Below are 17,219 nucleotides of genomic sequence, written 5' to 3'. Positions count from 1 at the left end.
GGTGCCTCATGACCCAACCTAACGATCCCCAGACGAGCAATCGCAACGACCCTGCGATCGACGGCGGCGAGCCCGCCCCTGGCACCGCCGCCGATGCGCCCAAGGACCCGACGCCTGCGAGCGACCCGAAGGCCAAGGAAAACGACTACAGTCCAGACTTCAAGCCTGAACGCGAGCACAAGCCTGAAACCGATGCCGATATCGATACCCAAGGCGGTTAGAGGAGACGCACATGTCAAAAGAACTGGAAGAAGAACCCAACGACCCGGGCAACGAAGACCCGGGTTCGCTGATGGACGATGCCCAAGTGCCGCTGAGCGACCCGGATGAAGAAGTGGCAGACGTCGGCAACACTGAAAATCAGGACTGATCCGGCGGCGGGCCCGAGGGGTTACTGAGCTTGAAGTAGACGTCTTCCTCGGCCCCGCCGTCCAGCGACACCTCCTGGCCCACCACGCGGTTATCGATCAGCGTCTGCGCCTGATCGCGGCTGATATTGACCACCGTGCTGCGCTTGCCGGTAATCACATACACCACATCCACCCCATGCTCGGCCAAGGCTGCCAGGTAGTCGGCATGGGGCAGGTCTTCGCCCAGTTCATATTGACGTTGCTCGCGTGTGGTCACGCCGCCTGCCTGTGCCAGGTATTGCTGCGAGTATCCCAGGCGTTGGCGTTCTTCAAGCAAGCGTTGGGCGATCTTTTTCATTGGCTGACTCGTACTGTGGGTCCTGACTGTTTGAAACCCCGGCGCGGTGCAGGATTCAATTTTTTTGCGCAGCCTGACGCTCATACCACGCCAGCATCGGCTGAGTACTCAGGCCATGGACCAGGATGCTCAACGCGATGACCGACAGCGTCAGGTTGACCGCAACCTCGCTGCTGGTGCCCACCAGCCCATGGTTGAGCGCATAGAACAGGTAGTAAATGCTGCCGATACCACGAATGCCGAACCAACTGACCAGGCTGCGTTGCCGCCGGTCCAGCAGGCGGCCCCACGGCATGGCGAATACGCTGGCGGGGCGAATCACACAGAATAGCAGCGGCGCTACCGCCAACGCGCGCCACTCCCAGTGGCTGACCAGCACGATGCCCAAGACTGTTACCAGGAACACTTCCATGGCCCGCTCCACCAGGCTGCCGAAGGCCAGCATGTCGCCCATCATCACCCCTGCCGCGATCTGGGTGTCTTTCAGGTGGCTGACGTCGCCATGCAAGGCTTGCTCGGGCTCGATTTCAAGGTGGCCCACCACCGGTTGCGCCAGGTGCTCGGCGGGTGTCTGGGCGTTACCGGTGGACTTCACCTCGGCCTGACGCAACCCCAGGCCCGCCGCGAATACCGACAGGAAGCCATAGCCGCCCACGGCTTCGGCGCTCACATAGGCGAGGGCGATCAAGGCCAGTGTCAGGTAATCATTGGGCGAGAGGGTGCTGTCGGCATTGATCAGGCGCAGGCGCAGCGTTACACGGCCGATACCTCGGCCCATCCAGTAGCCGATCAATAGCCCGACCGGCACCGCCCACACCAGGTTTTTCAGCACCCAACCGCCGACCCAGTCGCCATCAAAACCGCCGTGTTGCATGAACAGCAGGCCGAAGATCACAAACGGAAAGGCGCTGCCGTCGTTCAGGCCTGCTTCGCCCGACAAGCCGAAACGCAGCGCATCGTAGTCCTGGGCATTGTTGACCTGAACCAGGCCCGCCAGCACCGGGTCGGTCGGCGCCAAAATCGCGCCCACCAGCAATGACACGCCCCACGACAGATCCAGCAGGTAATGCAGCAACAGCCCGGTGCCGAGGATGGTCAGCAGCATGACCGGGCCGGCCAGGCCGAAGGCGATGCGCCAGGTGCGATGCCTGAGTGGCAGGCGCAGTTTCAGGCCGCTGACGAACAGCGAAAACAGCACCGCCACTTCGGTCAGGTGCTCCATCCAGCGCGCCGAACCCTTGATGTCCAGGTGCAGCAGGTCCACGCCCAACGGGCCGATGGCGATACCCAGCAGCAGGCACACCGCCGAGGTGGTGACTGGCATCCAGCGCAGGTAGGAGGAGGTGAGCGCGAGCGTCAGCAGCACCGCGCCCAATACGGCCAACCATAAAATGAACGTCATTGTGCGTGTACCCGGCCGTGGTTCATTCAGGTTGGAGGGCCGTGGCCAAGTGCGGGTTCAAACAATCAACGGGTTGAAGTGGCTTCTGTGGGAGCGGGCTTGCCCGCGAATGCGGCGTGTCAGTCACTGAATATTCAACTGAACCATCGCTATCGCAGGCAAGCCAGCTCCCACACTGGTTATGTATTGCCCACAGAATCAGCGCCCGGCGCAGATCCCCTGTGGGAGCGGGCTTGCCCGCGAATGCGGTATACCCGTCAACATAGTCGGTGACTGACACCCTGTATTCGCGAGCAAGCCCGCTCCCACACTTGACTGTGTTTGGCCTGGAAGATCGTAAAGGGTCACAAGTTGCGATCGAGAAAGGCGCTCAGATCGGTTTTTGCAAAAATGCCTTCCTTGGTTGCGTCATGTTCCCCCTTCTTGAAAAGAAATACGGTTGGTAGGGCACGTACGCCATATTTATTGGGTGTTTGTGTGTTTTCGTTCGTATTCAGCTTGGTAACGGTTAACCTGCCCGCGTAGTCAGGTGCTAAGCCTTCAAGAATAGGTTCCAGCAACTTACAGGACTGACTTAACTCATGCCAAAAGAACACCAGAACTGGGCCGTTTGCTTTGAGAACATCCGCGTCAAATGAATCATCTGTAACAACTTGAATATAGCTCATGAAAATCTTCCTTTTATCTTTAATGAGCATCAGAACCGGCACTTTGCCTGCCTTGTACTGCGAGGCATCACCGGAAGGCATTTAAAATTAACAACTGCCACAAGCACACGCGCCTGTGAAAACTGACAGTTTTTTAGATTGATCGGCGATAGAGCTGGCCGAGTTCACCTGCCGCCATGACGTGCCCTTGGCATGGCGCTAATCACAAACCTCAGCGATCCCCCAACGGCGGCAAGCGCCGTTTCACCGGGGTTTTCTTCACAATCGCCGTGTTGGTTTCGGCATAGCCATTGATCCGGTCCAGCAGGCTGTCCAACTGGTCCATGGTGCGCACATGCAGGCGGGCGATGAAGCAGTCCTCGCCGGTGACCTTGTCGCATTCGGTGAACTCGGGGATCGCCTGGATCTGGCGCTCCACTTCCTGCAATTTGCCGGGCAGGGGGCGGATGCGCACGATGGCTTGCAGCAGGTAGCCGAAGTGCTTGGGGTCGATGTCGACGGTGTAGTGGGTCAGCACGCCGCGTTCCTCCAGGCGCCGCAGGCGTTCGCTGACGCTGGGCGAGGACAGCCCGGTGATGCCTGCCAGGGCTTTGAGGGACAGCCGCGAGTCGTCCATCAAGGCGGCGATGAGTTGCTGGTCGATGGTGTCGATCATGGTCTGTGCCTAATAAGAAAAGGTGAATTCGGGGTTTTGCCTTTTTTAGACGCTGTAGCCGTCGCGGACAGATTGCCATACTGGTGCTTCACTTGAGGAGCTTCAATCATGGATTCATCCATCCGTCGCGGGTCGTGGGAAATGGTCGCCGCCATGCTGATCTCGGGCAGCATTGGCTGGTTTGTGCTGGTGTCTGGCGTGTCGGTGATCGAGGTGGTGTTCTGGCGCTGCGTGATCGGCGCGCTGACGCTGTTACTGGTGTGCGCCTGGCTGGGTTACCTGCGTGTAGACCTGCTCAGTTGGGCAAAACTGGGGCTGGCCGTGCTCAGCGGCGTGGCCATTGTCGGCAACTGGCTGTTGCTGTTCGAATCCTATTCCCGGGCCTCCATCGCTATCAGCACGGCGGTGTACAACGTGCAGCCGTTTATGTTGGTGGTGCTGGCGGCGGTGTTTCTTGGTGAAAAAATCACCGTGCAGAAACTGGCGTGGTTGAGCGTGGCGTTCCTGGGCATGTTGGCGATTGTCACCGCCCATGGCGAGCAGACGGGTGGCGGTGATTATCTGGTAGGCATCGCGCTGGCCCTGGGGGCGGCATTTTTGTATGCGATCGCTGCGCTGATCATCAAGCGCCTCAAGGAAATACCGCCACATTTGATGGCATTGATTCAGGTGGCCACTGGCGCTGTATTGTTGGCGCCGCTGGTGCCGTGGGATGGCCTGCCTGCGTCCACAAATGCCTGGGCTGCGCTGCTGACCTTGGGGGTGGTGCACACGGGTTTGATGTATGTGCTGCTGTATGGCGCGATCCAGAAATTACCGACGGCCATTACCGGCGCACTGTCGTTCATCTACCCGATTGCGGCGATCTTTGTGGATTGGATTGCGTTCGGGCATCGCCTGGGGTGGCTGCAATGGCTGGGCGTGGCGGCGATTCTGCTGGCAGCGGCGGGGTTGCAGCGGGGCTGGTGGTGGCCCCGCAACCTGGGTAGGAGCGAGCTTGCTCGCGAAGAAGGTTAACGATGACGCAGCGCATCGGGGTGAAACGCGGCGTCAGATGAGGGTTAGTGCGTGCCTTGGTAGATAAGGTTTTCCGGGTTGAAATGCTCCACCGCACTGCCAGGCTGCGGCAGGCCGAGGATATGCCCCTTGATCTTGCCCACCACGTGCATCTCGCAGGGTTTGCAGTCGAACTTCAGGGTCAGCACTTCGTCGCCGTGGATCAACTGCATCGGCGCCACCTTGGTCTTCACCCCGGTCACGCCCTTGGCCTGTTTAGGGCACAGGTTGAATGAGAAACGCAGGCAGTGCTTGGTGATCATCACCGGCACTTCGCCGGTTTCTTCGTGGGCTTCGAAGGCCGCGTCGATCAGCTTTACGCCGTGACGATGGTAGAAGTCCCGGGCCTTCTGGTTGTAAACGTTGGCCAGGAACGACAGATGCGCCTCAGGGTAAACCGGCGGCGGCGAGGTTTCAGCCTTGCGCCCACCCCGTGGGTGCGCGGCGACGCGTGCGGCAGTCAGCGCTTCGATCACTTCACGGCGCAAGGCCTTGAGCTGCGAGTTGGGGATGAAGAACGCCTGCGGCGCATCCAGCTCGATGCGGGTGGCATGGTATTCGGTGGTGCCGAGCTGGCCCAGCAGGTCGCGCAGGGTGTCCAGCGCCTGTTCCGGCTTGTTGGCCACGCCAAACGGGCCGGGCAGGGTGACGCTGGCGCTGATGCCTTCTTCGCTGGTCGCGGTGATTTGCAGCTGCTCTTCACGCAGGCGTGCGACCCATGACAAGCCGATACGCCGCTCGGCCGAGGTCTTGAGCAGGGCCTGTTGCCAGTTGTGGTCCAGGTTGCGATTGAGCGGGTGATGCGGGCGCAGTTGATGCAGGCCGGCCGGCATTTCGTTGGGCTCGACGCGGTAGCGGTAGCGCTTCTCACCGTCTTCCTCGAACTCACCCTTGGGCTCGGCGATATTGGCACGAAAGCCCACCACTTCACGCTTGATCAGCACATTCAGGCCGTCGCCGTTGGACAGCGGCTCATGGGTGACCACCTGCAAGTCGCGCTTGCCGGCTTTTTCCACGGTGCCCACGGGCAGGCCGGTGAAGGTCGGGGTGTCAAAGGCGCCGATGTCGATCTTGCGGTCGCTGACAAAGTAATCGGTGCTGCCACGGTGGAAGGTTTTTTCCGGGTCGGGCAGGAAGAAGTGCGCGGTACGGCCGCTGGAAGCGCGTGCCAGGTCCGGGCGGTCTTCGAGGATCTCGTCGAGGCGCTGGCGGTAGTAGGCGGTGATGTTCTTCACATAGCCCATGTCCTTGTAGCGGCCTTCGATCTTGAACGAACGCACACCTGCTTCCACCAGGGCGCGCAGGTTGGCGCTCTGGTTGTTGTCTTTCATCGACAGCAGGTGCTTTTCAAAGGCTACAACGCGGCCTTGGTCATCTTTTAAGGTGTACGGCAGGCGGCAGGCCTGGGAGCAGTCGCCACGGTTGGCGCTGCGGCCATTTTGCGCGTGGGAGATATTGCACTGGCCGGAGAACGCTACACATAGGGCGCCGTGGATAAAGAACTCGATGGCGGCATCGGTCTCGTCGGCAATGGCGCGGATCTCTTGCAGGTTCAACTCGCGGGCCAATACCAACTGCGAGAACCCGGCCTGGTCGAGAAACCTGGCTCGGCCCAGGGTGCGGATGTCGGTCTGGGTGCTGGCGTGCAGCTCGATCGGTGGAATATCCAGCTCCATCACGCCCAGGTCTTGCACGATCAGCGCATCGACACCGGCATCGTAGAGCTGATGGATCAGCTTGCGTGCGGGCTCCAGCTCGTTGTCATGCAAGATGGTGTTGATGGTGGTGAAGACGCGGGCGTGGTAACGGCGGGCGAATTCCACCAGTTGAGCGATATCGCTCACCTCGTTACACGCATTATGGCGGGCGCCGAAGCTCGGCCCGCCGATATAAACGGCGTCGGCGCCGTGCAGGATAGCCTCGCGCGCAATGGCGACATCGCGGGCAGGGCTGAGCAATTCCAGGTGATGCTTGGGCAAGGACATAGTTTTTTTAGTCAGGCTTGTCACGGTTGAGGCGCGCATTGTAGCCGTGAAATGCCTGGGCGGCATCTACCGCAGGGCTGTCGGGCCTAATGCGAGTCCGTTTAAGCGAACGCAATGCTCAACGCAACGAAGGCCCAATGTGGGAGCTGGCTTGCCTGCGATGGCGGCCCCACAGCCGACGCCTATCTACCTGACGCCCAGCGAGCAAACTGTGGGAGCGGGCTTGCTCGCGAAGGCGGCTTGGCAGGCGACACAGTTGTATTGTGTACATATCCATTGCTGCGGTAACGGCCGCTTAGGGTTCCGCCCTGACGGCGGCTCACTTTTGAAAAGCGCAAAAGTAAGCAAAACGCTCTTGCCCCACCACTCGGCACCTCGCTTAGGCTCGGTGTGCCCGTAATCCGCCAGTGATTTGGGGGGCCGCCGCCACGCGCCATCCATGGCGCGGGGCGGCTAAACCGGCATCCCTGCCGGTTTACCCCCCAAATCCCTGTCGAATTCCGGCCAGCGTGGTTTGACGGGGCGCCTGAGATCAAAAGCAGATCAAGAGCAGATCAAGATCAAGAGCGGCTCGCTTCGCATCGCGGTTACCGTCTGCTGCTACAGCCCAAAAGTTGTGTAGATACCTATGGCTATCGCCGGCAAGCCGGCTCCCAGCTTTCTGACCGCGTTCGACATTCCGATCAGCCGGCGCTAACGGCGCCGCAGATTCAAGCCTTGGCAGCCATCGCCGTCACTTCCACGCGCATACCTTCCACCGCCAAGGCGGCAACGCCCACGGCCGCCCGCACTGGCCAGGGCTTGGCGAAAAAGCGCTTGTAGACCTCGTTGAACGCGGCACGGTCGGCCATGTCGGTGAGGTAAATAGTCAAGTGCATAACCCGGTCCATGGAGCTGCCGGCTTTTTCCAGCGCGACTTTCAGCGCTTGCAGGGTGCACTCGCTTTGCTGGGTGATATCGCCCAGCTCCAGGCTGCCATCGGCACGGGTGGGAATCTGGGTGGAGACCAGGATGCCGTTGAAGCCGATCACGTCAGAGGAGATGGAATCGGCGTCCGGATCAGGGGTATAGGACAGGTCGTGGTTGGCCATGGGCACCTCGTGTTGGCAGGAACAGAAAGGTGCCATGGTCGGTGAAATTCACCCCTGGGGCAAACCCTGGCTCATCTCCAGCGTCGGAACAGCACGCTGGCGTTCACGCCGCCAAAGCCGAAGCCATTGGACAGCGCATATTCAATCGCCATGGGCCGCGCCTCACCACGCACCATGTCCAGGCCGTCGGCGAGGGTGTCCGGGTTTTCCAGGTTGAGTGTTATTGGCGCGATCTGGTCACGCAGGGCAAGCACGGTGAAGACCGCTTCGATGCCCCCCGCAGCACCGAGCAAGTGGCCGGTGGCGGATTTCGTCGAGCTGATCGCCGGGCTGCCGCCGGTACCAAATACCGTCTTGATCGCCGCCAGCTCGCCTTTGTCTCCCACAGGTGTGGAGGTTGCGTGGGCATTCAGGTATTGCACCTGCGACGCCTCGATACCCGCCTGGCGCAACGCTTGGGTCATTGCCCGGCGCGCACCGTCGCCGTCTTCAGGCCCTGCGGTCATGTGATAGGCGTCTGCGCTGGTGCCATAGCCCACCAGTTCAGCAATCGGCTGCGCGCCCCGCGCCAGGGCATGCTCCAGTTCTTCAATCACCAGAATGCCGGCGCCTTCGCCCATCACAAAGCCGTCGCGCGCCTGATCGAAGGGTCGCGAAGCACGCTGCGGGCTGTCATTGAAATCGCTGGACAGCGCTCGCGCTGCGGCGAAGCCGGCAAGGCTGACCCGATGAATTGCCGCTTCGGCACCGCCGCATACCGCGACGTCGACTTCTCCGGCGCGGATCATTCGCGCTGCGTCGCCGATGGCCTGAACCCCGGCCGCACAGGCGGTCACCGGCGCGCCCAGAGGGCCTTTCAAGCCATAGTTGATCGACACATGCCCGGCAGCCATGTTGCTCAGAAACGATGGAATGGTGAAGGGCGACAAACGACGCGGGCCCTTGCTGTCGGTGGTGCGCACCGCATCGGCAATGGCCGGGAAACCACCGACACCGGAAGCGATGATGGTCGCCGTGCGTTCCTGCTCATCGAGCGTTTTGGGGGCCCACTTGGCCTGTTTCAGAGCTTCATCTGCCGCCGCTAGGGCGAACAGGATAAAGCGGTCCATCTTGCGCTGTTCCTTGGCGGCCAGCAGTCGATCAGGATCAAACCCGGCTTCGGGGTCTTGCAGCACGCTTTGCACCTGGCCGCCGATGCTGACCGCCAGATCACCGATCAATTCTTGCGGCAAACGACGGATGCCCGACTGCCCGTCCAGCAAGCGCTGCCAAGTGGATTCCACGCTCGACCCCAGCGGCGTCAGCGCGCCCAGGCCCGTCACGACGATACGTTTACTCATATTCAATCGACTCCTGTTGCTTGAAGGATACACAGCGTATGGACGTCACTATCATCATGAAAGTAACATGGCATCCTTCAAGTTTGTACTCGCACACAGGAATACTTATGCAGCGCAAATCCCTCATCAGTGCCGAATGCCCCATTGCCCGTAGCCTTGAACGGGTAGGGGAGTGGTGGAGCATGCTGATCATGCGCGACGCCTTGCACGGCCTGCGCCGTTTCGACGAGTTTTCGCGCAGCCTGGGCATCGCGCCCAACATGTTGACGCGCCGCCTTAATGGCTTGGTGGACGCGGGGATGCTGGAGCGCCGCGCCTACAGCGAGCGCCCGCCACGCTACGAATACGTGCCGACGGCCAGGGGCGAAGACTTTCGTATGGTGCTGATGGCGTTGGTGGCGTGGGGCAACCGGCATTACGCCGAGGAGGGCATCAGTGTCGAGGTGGTGGAACGCGAGACGGGGCTACCGGTGCAGCCGGTGATGGCGACGGCTGAAGGTGCGTTGGTGGAGATGGATCAGTGCGTGGTACAGCCCGGCCCGGCCGCCAGCGCAGGGATGCGCCAACGGCTGAACCGTGAGTGATTGATTACTCTTTTACATCCATGAACTCTTCAGCCCACGCCACATAGCTCTCAGGCAAGGTGTAGGTGTGGGTCAATTCCGTAGCACTGAGGTTCGAGGTGCTGTGGGTCAGCTGACGCTGGGCACGCAGGCTGTCGTAAGTAGCCTTGATCGCGGCGAAGTAGGCGCCATGCCCGGCCACCACGATGCGCACGCCCAGGCTTGCCAGGCGCTCGCTGTCGTGCAGTTGCGGGTTGCCGTAGGTCACCAGCATCAGCGGAACGCTGAGGTTCTCTGCGATCTGCTCCAGGTGGTCGAAGTCCTTGACGCCGACCATGCAGATGCCGTCAGCGCCGGCCTTTTCATAGGCCTTGGTCCGCGCAATCACGTCGCTGGTGGGCAGCACGCCGGCGTTGGTGCGGGCAATGATCGACAGCGCCGGGTCGACACGCGCCTCTAAGGCGGCTTTGACCTTGCCGATGCCTTCTTCGACGGAAATCAGGTCCGTTGATTTACGCCCGAATTGCGCGGGCAAGAGCGTGTCTTCGATGGTCAGCGCCGCGACGCCGGCGCGTTCCAGTTCTTCGACGGTGCGCATCACGTTCAGGGCGTTGCCGTAGCCATGGTCGGCGTCGGCAATGAACGGCAACTGGGCCACACGGCCGATACGGGTGGCTTGCTCGACGAACTCACTCAGGGTAATCAACGCAAAATCGGGGGCCGCCAGCACCTGCAGGGAGGCGACCGAGCCGCCCAGGATTCCCACTTCAAACCCCAGGTCGGCCGCGATGCGGGCAGACATGGGGTCGAATACGGAGGCGGTTTCAACGCAGATGGGCGTTGCCAGCAGGTCACGGAAGTTACGGCGTAGCGCTGAGTGAGAAATCTTGGGCATGGTCTTTCCTGGCTTTGGTCATCGTCAAGTGACGATCAATGTCTATTCGTGGTGCCGGGAGATTACCACGCAGATGCCCCTGTGATTATGACGTTTGAGCGGGGCAGGCTAACGAGCGACGACGCTGTATGTCTGGCCCAGGTCGCGGGCCCAGCCGTCGAGCACCGCCTTGACGTTGTCGACGGTCACCACTTGCCGGTCGTTGTCCAGCGGCGTGCCGGTGCCTTTGCGTACCATTGCGGCCACGACATCACCGGTCGAACCGTCTTCCAGGGACAACTCCGTGGCGATCTCACTGTCTTGGTCGCGGATGCCGGTGGCGGTGCTCACGCCTGCAGCGACCAGGGTGATCGGCAGCCATTCATAAAACCGCAGGCCTTGGGTGCTGGTGGCAATGCGCGTGATGGCGGGCCGTACCGTCAGGATATCTGGCCCTGGTTTGGCGGCCAGGTACACGACCTTGCCCAGTTCCGAGCGCAGTACCAGGTCGTAGTAACCCGTCACGTGGGCGAGGGTGCTTTGGGGGATGCGAGCGCTGGGGGCAACGGCCGGGTAGAACTGGCTGGGCGCCAGGTAGACCTGCTTGTAGCGACCGCGCTTCAAGGCCGGGCTGATCCAACTCAAGATGGCCTCGCCCGAAGGGCTTTGTTGTGCTTGGAGCAGGCTGTAATCGTGTAGAAATCCGGTGTATCGCTCCGGTTCCACCGTTTTGCTGCTGCAGGCCGTGAGGCCCAGGGCGGCCGCCATCAAGAGCGACAGTGAGCACATGCGGGTCATCAATGGGTGGCCTGTTCGTTCAAGGTGTCGTGGGAAGACTCGATGTGCAACTGGCCATGGGTCATGATCCAGTGGACAAGCTCGGCGACGGGAATGGAATGGGCGTACTCGACCCAGCGCCCGGCGTCCGGGCTGTAGTGTTCGAAGTAGCGACGCAGCACGATACGGTCCAGGTCCGCGTTCAGCCCCAGGCACGACTCCTGAAACAACATCGGGCTATCCTGAGCGGGGGACGAGGTGCGCTGGCTCAGTACCAGTGGCCGTACGTCGCCCGCGGCCTGCTCGGTGTACCTGCTGCTCGAAACTTTCATAGGCATCTCCTTGAATGGAAGGCGTGCAGAATGCCGGACAGGTTTTGCCCAAAGATGTCCGGGTTGTGTCCGTGGCGAAGGAATGTTGCTCGATTGAAATAAATGACCAAGGCGCCGGAATGGTTTTAGATGTCTTTCTTTTTTTGGCTTGGGAACCTGTGAACGTGAGCAGACTGCTGATCGTCGATGACGACGTGGAAGTGCTGGCATTGCTGAAGAAGTTTTTCGTCCAGCACGCCTATGAAGTCGACGTGGCCGCCGACGGCGAGGCCATGTGGGCGGCCATCGCGCAGCAGCGGCCAGACACGATCATCCTCGACCTCATGTTGCCCGGCGAAGGCGGCCTCAGCCTCTGCCAGAAGGTACGGGCGCAGTTCGGCATTCCTATCATCATGCTCACGGCCATGGGCGAGCTGAGCGACCGCATTGTTGGCCTGGAACTGGGCGCCGACGACTACCTGACCAAACCCTTCGCCCCGCGCGAATTGCTGGCCCGCCTGCGTGCCGTGCAACGGCGTGCGGGGCAGGCAGTCAGTGCGGCCGACGAGCGTTCACGCCCGGTGATTGCCTTTGCCGGTTGGCACCTGGATATCACCTGTCGCGAACTGCGTTCGCCCGAGGGCGTCATGATCCCGCTGTCCGGTGGTGAGTTCGATTTGTTGGTGGTGTTTCTCGAACACCCCCAGCGCATCCTCACCCGCGACCAATTGATCGACCTGACCCACGGCCAGGGCCACGACGCCTTCGACCGCAGTATCGATGTGCAGGTCAGCCGGCTGCGCCGCAAGATCGAGCCCGACTGCAAGCGCCCGGACCTGATCCGCACCGTGCGCAATGGCGGCTATCTGTTTACCGCCCCGGTGACCCGCTCATGATCCGCCGCCTGTTGCGCCGCGACACCCTGAACCGGCGCATCGCCCTGACCATCCTCGCTGCAATGCTCGCCTCGCTGGCCCTCAACGCCTTGTTCGTGCAGGTGGCCGGGGTGTGGGCGCGTCCGCCCATCGACCGTACGGGGTTGCTTGAGCAGATGGCCGCGACACTGAAAGTGATCGAGGCCGCGCCTGCGCCGTTGCGCTCGCAGCTGGCGACAGCGGCCAGCGATACCCGCCTGCATGTGGCATGGCATACCGACCCTGCTGATTTCGGCCTGCCCAGCGGCGGCAACGTGCTACAAGCCGGCGAAGTCCCCGGGATACAGGCATTGTTTGGCACCGGGCGCACCATTCAGGTGTACAGCCCGGACGATTGGCCGCGTGGAAGCCCCGACGCGCATTATGTGGCGCTGGTGCAGCTACTTGATGGCAGCTGGTTGTCTTTCATCCCGCCCGAACGCAGTTGGGGCCTGAGCGCACCCACGCGGATCGCGGTGATCATCATCCTGGGGTTGATCGCCACCTTGCTGGTCGCCTGGGTCGCCACCCGGCAATTGGCTAAGCCGTTGCAGCGTTTCGCCAGCGCTGCCCGACGCTTCGGTGGCGATCTGCGCGCACCGCCCATCGACATCGAAGGCCCCGACGAGATACGCCAGGCCACCATCGCCTTCAACGCCATGCAGGCGCAGATCCAGCACTTTATCGGCGAGCGCACCCAGATGCTGGCAGCCATTTCCCATGACTTGCGCGCGCCCTTGACGCGTATACGCCTGCGCTGTGAGTTCATGGAAGACCTGGACCATCAACACAAGCTGATTCGCGATGTCGAGGAAATGCAGTCGATGATCAACGCCGCATTGGCGTTTTTCCGCGACGATACGGTGCTGGAGCACAGCACGGCGTTCGATCTGTCTGAACTGCTGCAAACCATCATCGACGACTATCGCGACCAGCAACTGGTGGTCGACTTCCGAGGGCCGCCCCATCTGGTCTATCACGGCCGGCCACTGGGGCTTAAACGGGTGGTGGTCAACCTGCTGGAAAATGCTGCCAAGTACGCCCGGCACCCCAGCATTGCACTGAGTATTAATGACCAGAGCGTGTGCATCGAGGTCTGCGACGAGGGCCCGGGGATTCCCGAAGCGGACCTGGAGCGTGTATTCGACCCGTTCTTTCGCCTTGAGACCTCACGCAACCGCAATACCGGTGGGGTGGGGCTTGGGCTCTCGGCGGCACGGGCGATTGTGCGCGAGCAGGGCGGTGAACTGAGCCTGAGCAATCGACGTGGTTCGGGGTTGGTGGCCCGGGTTGAATTGCCGTGCTAGCGTGATGCGATATGCGCATTATTATTGAATTAGGTTATGCGTTATAAGTATTTTACATCCCGCCTTCAACACCGCAAAAATACCCCACACAACAAATGACCTTATAAAACCGAGACCGTGCGCGCGGATCGACTTGAATGCCCCACACGGCATCTGGAGACGAACGTGCGTTACCTCAAAACCCTGGCGGCCGGGTTGGCCGCCTCTTTGCTGTGCCTGACGGCGCAGGCGCAAACCCTGGTGGTCGGCGACCAGAGCTACAACGCCCAGGCCGTGATGGAGGCGGCGGGGGTACTCGATGACCTGCCCTACACGCTGGACTGGAAGCAGTTCACGGCCGGCTCACCGGTGGCCGAAGCGCTCAATGTCGGCAGCCTGGACCTGGGCCTGCTCGGGGATGCGCCGGTGTTGTTCCTGGGCGCCCTGGGTGCACCGATCAAGGTGATCGCCGTTAGCCGGCAAAATCTCGACGGCGTGGCCATCCTGGTGAAAAAGGACTCGTCGATCCACAGCCTGGCCGATCTGGCAGGCAAGCGCGCCGCAATCTGGAAGGGTTCCTGGAGCCAGCAACTGTTGCTGACCGCGCTGGACAAGGCCGGAGTGGCGCGGGATTCGCTGCAATGGCGCTACCTCAGCGCCCTGGATGCCTCCCACGCGCTGGAAGGCGGTGCGGTTGACGTGATCGCCACCTGGGAGCCCTACGTCACGCAACAGGAACGCCAAGGTGCGCGGGTGTTGGCAACCGCTGAAGACTTGATCCCGGCCCAGAGTTTCATTGCCGCCAACGCCAGTGCTGTGGAGGCCAAGCGTGAACTCATCAGCGACTTTCTCCAGCGCCTGAAAAAAGCCCGCGACTGGGCCCGCCACAGCCCGGCCAACGCCAACGCGTATGCCGATGCCTGGGCCAAGCGCACCCGCGCGGATGCCGACATTGCCCGCGTCTGGTTTGCCCGCGCACGCACCACCGTCGAGCCGCTGACGCCCCAGGCGCCCATCGAGGCGCAAAAGACCGTGGACTTTTTTGCCGGCCTGGGCCTGGTCAAGTCTTACTCAGCCGCCACGTTGTTCGACCCTTCATTCGCGGCCGCCTTGCAGCCCGCCGTCGCCACCACCCAGCCCTGAACGCTTGAAGGACTACTGCGCAATGACTAAACGACAGCTCAAACTGGGCGCCTTGACCATGGGCTGCGGTGGGCCGGGCCGCCATAACCTGTGGCTTGACCCGCAATTGCCGGCCGATGCCAGCGTCAACGTCGACTGGTACATCCAGATAGCACGCCAGGCCGAGGCGGCATTGTTCGACCTGATGTTTATCGTCGACAGCCAGTTCATCACCGAAGGTTCGCCGTCCCATTACCTCAATCGCCTGGAGCCGCTGACATTGCTGTCGGCACTGGCCGTGAGCACGCGGCATATCGGCCTGGTCGGTACACTGACCACCTCGTATAACTCGCCGTATAACGTCGCCCGGCGCCTGGCCTCCCTGGATCTGATCAGCAAAGGCCGCGCCGGCTGGAACGTGGTGACCAGCGGCGATGCCGGTACCGCCGGCAATTACAGCCGCGACGAACATTACGACTACGCCACCCGCTATGGTCGCGCCGCCGAACACGTTCAGGTGGTACAGGGGTTGTGGAACTCCTACGAAGACGATGCGTTTGTGCGCAACCGTGCCACTGGGCAGTTTCTCGACCCGAGCAAGCTGCACAGCCTGAATCACCAGGGCGAACATTTCTCGGTGGTGGGCCCGCTGAATATCCAGCGCTCGCCCCAAGGCCAGCCGGTGATTTTCCAGGCCGGTGACTCCGAACAAGGCCGCGAGCTGGGCGCCGCCACCGCCGATGTGATCTTCACCCACGCGGCCAGTCTCGAGCAGGGCCAGGCGTTTTACCGGGATATCAAGGGCAGGGCGGTACAACGGGGGCGTGATCCTGAGCAGTTACTGATCATGCCCGGTGCGGAAATCTATGTGGGCGACACCGATGCCCATGCCCGGGAAATCGAACAGCACTACCATCAGGTGGACCATAGTTTTGCGTTGGCACTCAAGGAGTTCGGGCGCAATTTTGGCTGGCATGATTTCAGCCAATACGACCTGGACGCGCCGTTCCCGCAAGAGAGCCTGGAGGCCGCGCGCAGCAGTTTTTTCACCGCAGCCAAACGCATCGCCGACCAGGCCCGGGAAAAGGGCTTTACCCTACGCCAGGCCGTCGAATTTGGCCGGCAATTGCGCCCAGGCGCGTTCGTCGGCAGCGCCGCCACGGTGGCGCAGAAGATGGCGGATTGGTTCGAGGCCCGGGCCGTGGATGGGTTCAATATCTACATCGGGCACCCTGGGCAATTTGATCGTTTTACTCAGGAGGTGATTCCGCTGCTGCAAGAGCGCGGTGTTTATCGTACGGCCTACGAGGGCTCGACCTTGCGTGAAAGCCTGGGCTTGGCGATTCCGAGGTTCCAGCGCTACCCCTCATCCTAAGGGCTGGTTTTGCGGGGTTGCGTTAACTGCCCCATTTCGCATAACTGCTGTGCCGTCACAGGCATTAATCCGCCTGCGAGCTGTGCCTATAGTCCACTCACCCCGTGCAGCCCGTTCAACGGCGTTGCGCGATCCAGCCCAAGACTGAGGTGAGCCTGATGAACCGTGAATTCGACCCCGCACTGACGGATATCAACCAAGTCGACGCCGAGTACTTCGAGTACAGCAAGGCGGCGAACCCCATCAGTGCCAATCTGATTTCCCGCATTCCCTACCACAGCTTTCCCGCCTCGCTGTATGACAGTGGCCCCTCGCGCGTGGTACCGCTGGACCTCAGCGAGGCCTTGGGCTGCGAAGGCCCTGCGACAGGTCCCGGGTTATGCGCGAACTTCATGCGCCTTAACCGTGGCGACACGCTGACGCAGCAACCCAACGCCACCTCCCAGGTGCTCTACGTGATCGCCGGGGAGGGCAGCGTGGTTCAGGGCGAATATGAGATTCAATGGTCCAAGGGCTGCTTTATTGCCCTGCCTGGGTTACAGCAGGCGCACTTCAGTGCCCGCGAGGATGCGCGTCTTTACTATGTGCACGATGAGCCGTTGCTGCGTTACCTGGGGGTGACACCCAGCGCCGACCGCTTTGCGCCAACCCTGTACCCGGCAGCACTGGCCAACGCGAAGTTGCGTGAAGCGGCCGATGATCCCAGGGCCCAGGACCGCAGCCGCATCAGTATTCTGCTGGGCAACAGCCATTTCCCGCAGACACGCACGGTGACCCACGTATTGTGGGCCATGTACGGGATTCTGCCGGCAGGATCGGTGCAGAAACCCCATCGGCATCAGTCGATTGCACTGGACTTCATTATCGATTGCCCCAAGGGCTGTTATTCCCTAGTGGGCACTGAGCTTGAGGCGGATGGGCAAATCCGTAACCCGCAACGGGTCGACTGGTCACCCGGCCTGGCGTTTGTCACGCCACCGGGTTATTGGCATGCGCATTTTAATGAATCAGATAGCGAGGCGTTCCTGATCCCGATTCAGGATGCCGGGCTGCAAACTTACTTGCGCGCGTTGGATATTCGCTTCAGTTGAG

Annotated in this window: 19 protein-coding genes; 9 read left to right on the top strand and 10 right to left on the bottom strand. The window is 61.5% G+C overall.

What is annotated here, in order from left to right:
* Positions 1 to 8: 8 nt before the first annotated feature.
* Both PSH76_RS13745 and PSH76_RS13740 read left to right on the top strand, forming a co-directional pair.
* Positions 9 to 221 (top strand): hypothetical protein, encoded by a 213-nt coding sequence (locus PSH76_RS13745; RefSeq protein ID WP_186608134.1) that lies wholly within the window; start codon positions 9 to 11, stop codon positions 219 to 221.
* A gap of 11 nt (positions 222 to 232) precedes the next feature.
* A complete protein-coding gene (locus tag PSH76_RS13740) occupies positions 233 to 370 on the top strand; it encodes a hypothetical protein (protein WP_169918350.1) in 138 nt (45 codons plus the stop codon).
* Here the strand turns inward: PSH76_RS13740 and PSH76_RS13735 are convergent.
* From PSH76_RS13735 to PSH76_RS13720, 4 genes are all read right to left on the bottom strand, one after another.
* Entirely contained in the window at positions 361 to 708 is a 348-nt protein-coding gene (locus PSH76_RS13735) for a helix-turn-helix domain-containing protein (protein ID WP_032897389.1), read from the bottom strand. The genes PSH76_RS13740 and PSH76_RS13735 overlap by 10 nt on opposite strands.
* Before the next feature lie 55 nt (positions 709 to 763).
* Positions 764 to 2,110 carry a sodium:proton antiporter gene (locus PSH76_RS13730; protein ID WP_032897387.1) on the bottom strand — a complete coding sequence of 449 codons (1,347 nt, stop codon included), beginning with the start codon at positions 2,108 to 2,110 and terminating at the stop codon, positions 764 to 766.
* Positions 2,111 to 2,454: 344 nt separating this feature from the next.
* A complete protein-coding gene (locus tag PSH76_RS13725) occupies positions 2,455 to 2,778 on the bottom strand; it encodes a co-chaperone YbbN (protein WP_275623535.1) in 324 nt (107 codons plus the stop codon).
* Positions 2,779 to 2,989: 211 nt separating this feature from the next.
* On the bottom strand, positions 2,990 to 3,433 hold the full coding sequence (locus PSH76_RS13720) for an Lrp/AsnC family transcriptional regulator (protein ID WP_032897385.1): 444 nt from the start codon (positions 3,431 to 3,433) through the stop codon (positions 2,990 to 2,992).
* A gap of 108 nt (positions 3,434 to 3,541) precedes the next feature.
* On the opposite strand from PSH76_RS13720, the gene PSH76_RS13715 reads away from it, so the two are divergent.
* Complete coding sequence (locus tag PSH76_RS13715; protein ID WP_305494303.1) at positions 3,542 to 4,450, top strand: DMT family transporter; 909 nt, start codon at positions 3,542 to 3,544, stop codon at positions 4,448 to 4,450.
* 44 nt (positions 4,451 to 4,494) lie between these two features.
* Here the strand turns inward: PSH76_RS13715 and PSH76_RS13710 are convergent, their stop codons facing one another.
* From PSH76_RS13710 to fabF, 3 genes are all read right to left on the bottom strand, one after another.
* Positions 4,495 to 6,474, bottom strand: a complete 1,980-nt coding sequence (locus PSH76_RS13710) for a U32 family peptidase (RefSeq protein WP_019820074.1) — start codon at positions 6,472 to 6,474, stop codon at positions 4,495 to 4,497.
* Between the two features lie 710 nt (positions 6,475 to 7,184).
* Positions 7,185 to 7,565: a RidA family protein gene (locus PSH76_RS13705; protein ID WP_003191178.1), complete on the bottom strand. Its 381-nt coding sequence runs from the start codon at positions 7,563 to 7,565 to the stop codon at positions 7,185 to 7,187.
* 71 nt (positions 7,566 to 7,636) lie between these two features.
* Positions 7,637 to 8,905 (bottom strand): beta-ketoacyl-ACP synthase II, encoded by a 1,269-nt coding sequence (gene fabF, locus PSH76_RS13700; RefSeq protein WP_305494302.1) that lies wholly within the window; start codon positions 8,903 to 8,905, stop codon positions 7,637 to 7,639.
* Between the two features lie 107 nt (positions 8,906 to 9,012).
* On the opposite strand from fabF, the gene PSH76_RS13695 reads away from it, so the two are divergent.
* Positions 9,013 to 9,489, top strand: coding sequence for a helix-turn-helix domain-containing protein (locus PSH76_RS13695; protein ID WP_305494301.1), 477 nt, complete (start codon positions 9,013 to 9,015; stop codon positions 9,487 to 9,489).
* A 4-nt stretch (positions 9,490 to 9,493) separates the two neighbouring features.
* Here PSH76_RS13695 and PSH76_RS13690 read toward each other — a convergent pair whose 3' ends face one another.
* The 3 genes from PSH76_RS13690 to PSH76_RS13680 all read right to left on the bottom strand — a co-directional run bounded on the left by PSH76_RS13690 (position 9,494) and on the right by PSH76_RS13680 (position 11,451).
* Positions 9,494 to 10,363, bottom strand: a complete 870-nt coding sequence (locus PSH76_RS13690) for an oxaloacetate decarboxylase (RefSeq protein WP_003191182.1) — start codon at positions 10,361 to 10,363, stop codon at positions 9,494 to 9,496.
* Positions 10,364 to 10,471: 108 nt separating this feature from the next.
* Positions 10,472 to 11,140 carry a DUF3313 domain-containing protein gene (locus PSH76_RS13685; RefSeq protein ID WP_032897368.1) on the bottom strand — a complete coding sequence of 223 codons (669 nt, stop codon included), beginning with the start codon at positions 11,138 to 11,140 and terminating at the stop codon, positions 10,472 to 10,474.
* Positions 11,140 to 11,451 (bottom strand): hypothetical protein, encoded by a 312-nt coding sequence (locus PSH76_RS13680; RefSeq protein ID WP_032897365.1) that lies wholly within the window; start codon positions 11,449 to 11,451, stop codon positions 11,140 to 11,142. Before PSH76_RS13680 ends, PSH76_RS13685 begins: the two co-directional genes overlap by 1 nt.
* Before the next feature lie 119 nt (positions 11,452 to 11,570).
* On the opposite strand from PSH76_RS13680, the gene PSH76_RS13675 reads away from it, so the two are divergent.
* The 5 genes from PSH76_RS13675 (at position 11,571) to PSH76_RS13655 (ending at position 17,218) form a co-directional block, all read left to right on the top strand.
* Positions 11,571 to 12,326 carry a response regulator gene (locus PSH76_RS13675; protein WP_278918351.1) on the top strand — a complete coding sequence of 252 codons (756 nt, stop codon included), beginning with the start codon at positions 11,571 to 11,573 and terminating at the stop codon, positions 12,324 to 12,326.
* Positions 12,323 to 13,651 (top strand): ATP-binding protein, encoded by a 1,329-nt coding sequence (locus PSH76_RS13670; protein ID WP_305494300.1) that lies wholly within the window; start codon positions 12,323 to 12,325, stop codon positions 13,649 to 13,651. Before PSH76_RS13675 ends, PSH76_RS13670 begins: the two co-directional genes overlap by 4 nt.
* A gap of 165 nt (positions 13,652 to 13,816) precedes the next feature.
* Positions 13,817 to 14,773: an ABC transporter substrate-binding protein gene (locus tag PSH76_RS13665; protein ID WP_032897360.1), complete on the top strand. Its 957-nt coding sequence runs from the start codon at positions 13,817 to 13,819 to the stop codon at positions 14,771 to 14,773.
* A gap of 22 nt (positions 14,774 to 14,795) precedes the next feature.
* Complete coding sequence (locus PSH76_RS13660; RefSeq protein WP_305494299.1) at positions 14,796 to 16,127, top strand: LLM class flavin-dependent oxidoreductase; 1,332 nt, start codon at positions 14,796 to 14,798, stop codon at positions 16,125 to 16,127.
* Between the two features lie 158 nt (positions 16,128 to 16,285).
* Complete coding sequence (locus PSH76_RS13655; RefSeq protein ID WP_305494298.1) at positions 16,286 to 17,218, top strand: cupin; 933 nt, start codon at positions 16,286 to 16,288, stop codon at positions 17,216 to 17,218.
* Position 17,219 lies beyond the last annotated feature (1 nt).

Source organism: Pseudomonas sp. FP215, assembly GCF_030687795.1.
Lineage (GTDB): Bacteria > Pseudomonadota > Gammaproteobacteria > Pseudomonadales > Pseudomonadaceae > Aquipseudomonas > Aquipseudomonas salmasensis.
The sequence above is the reverse complement of the archived record's forward strand: the minus strand, read 5'-3'. Positions and strand labels throughout refer to the sequence as shown.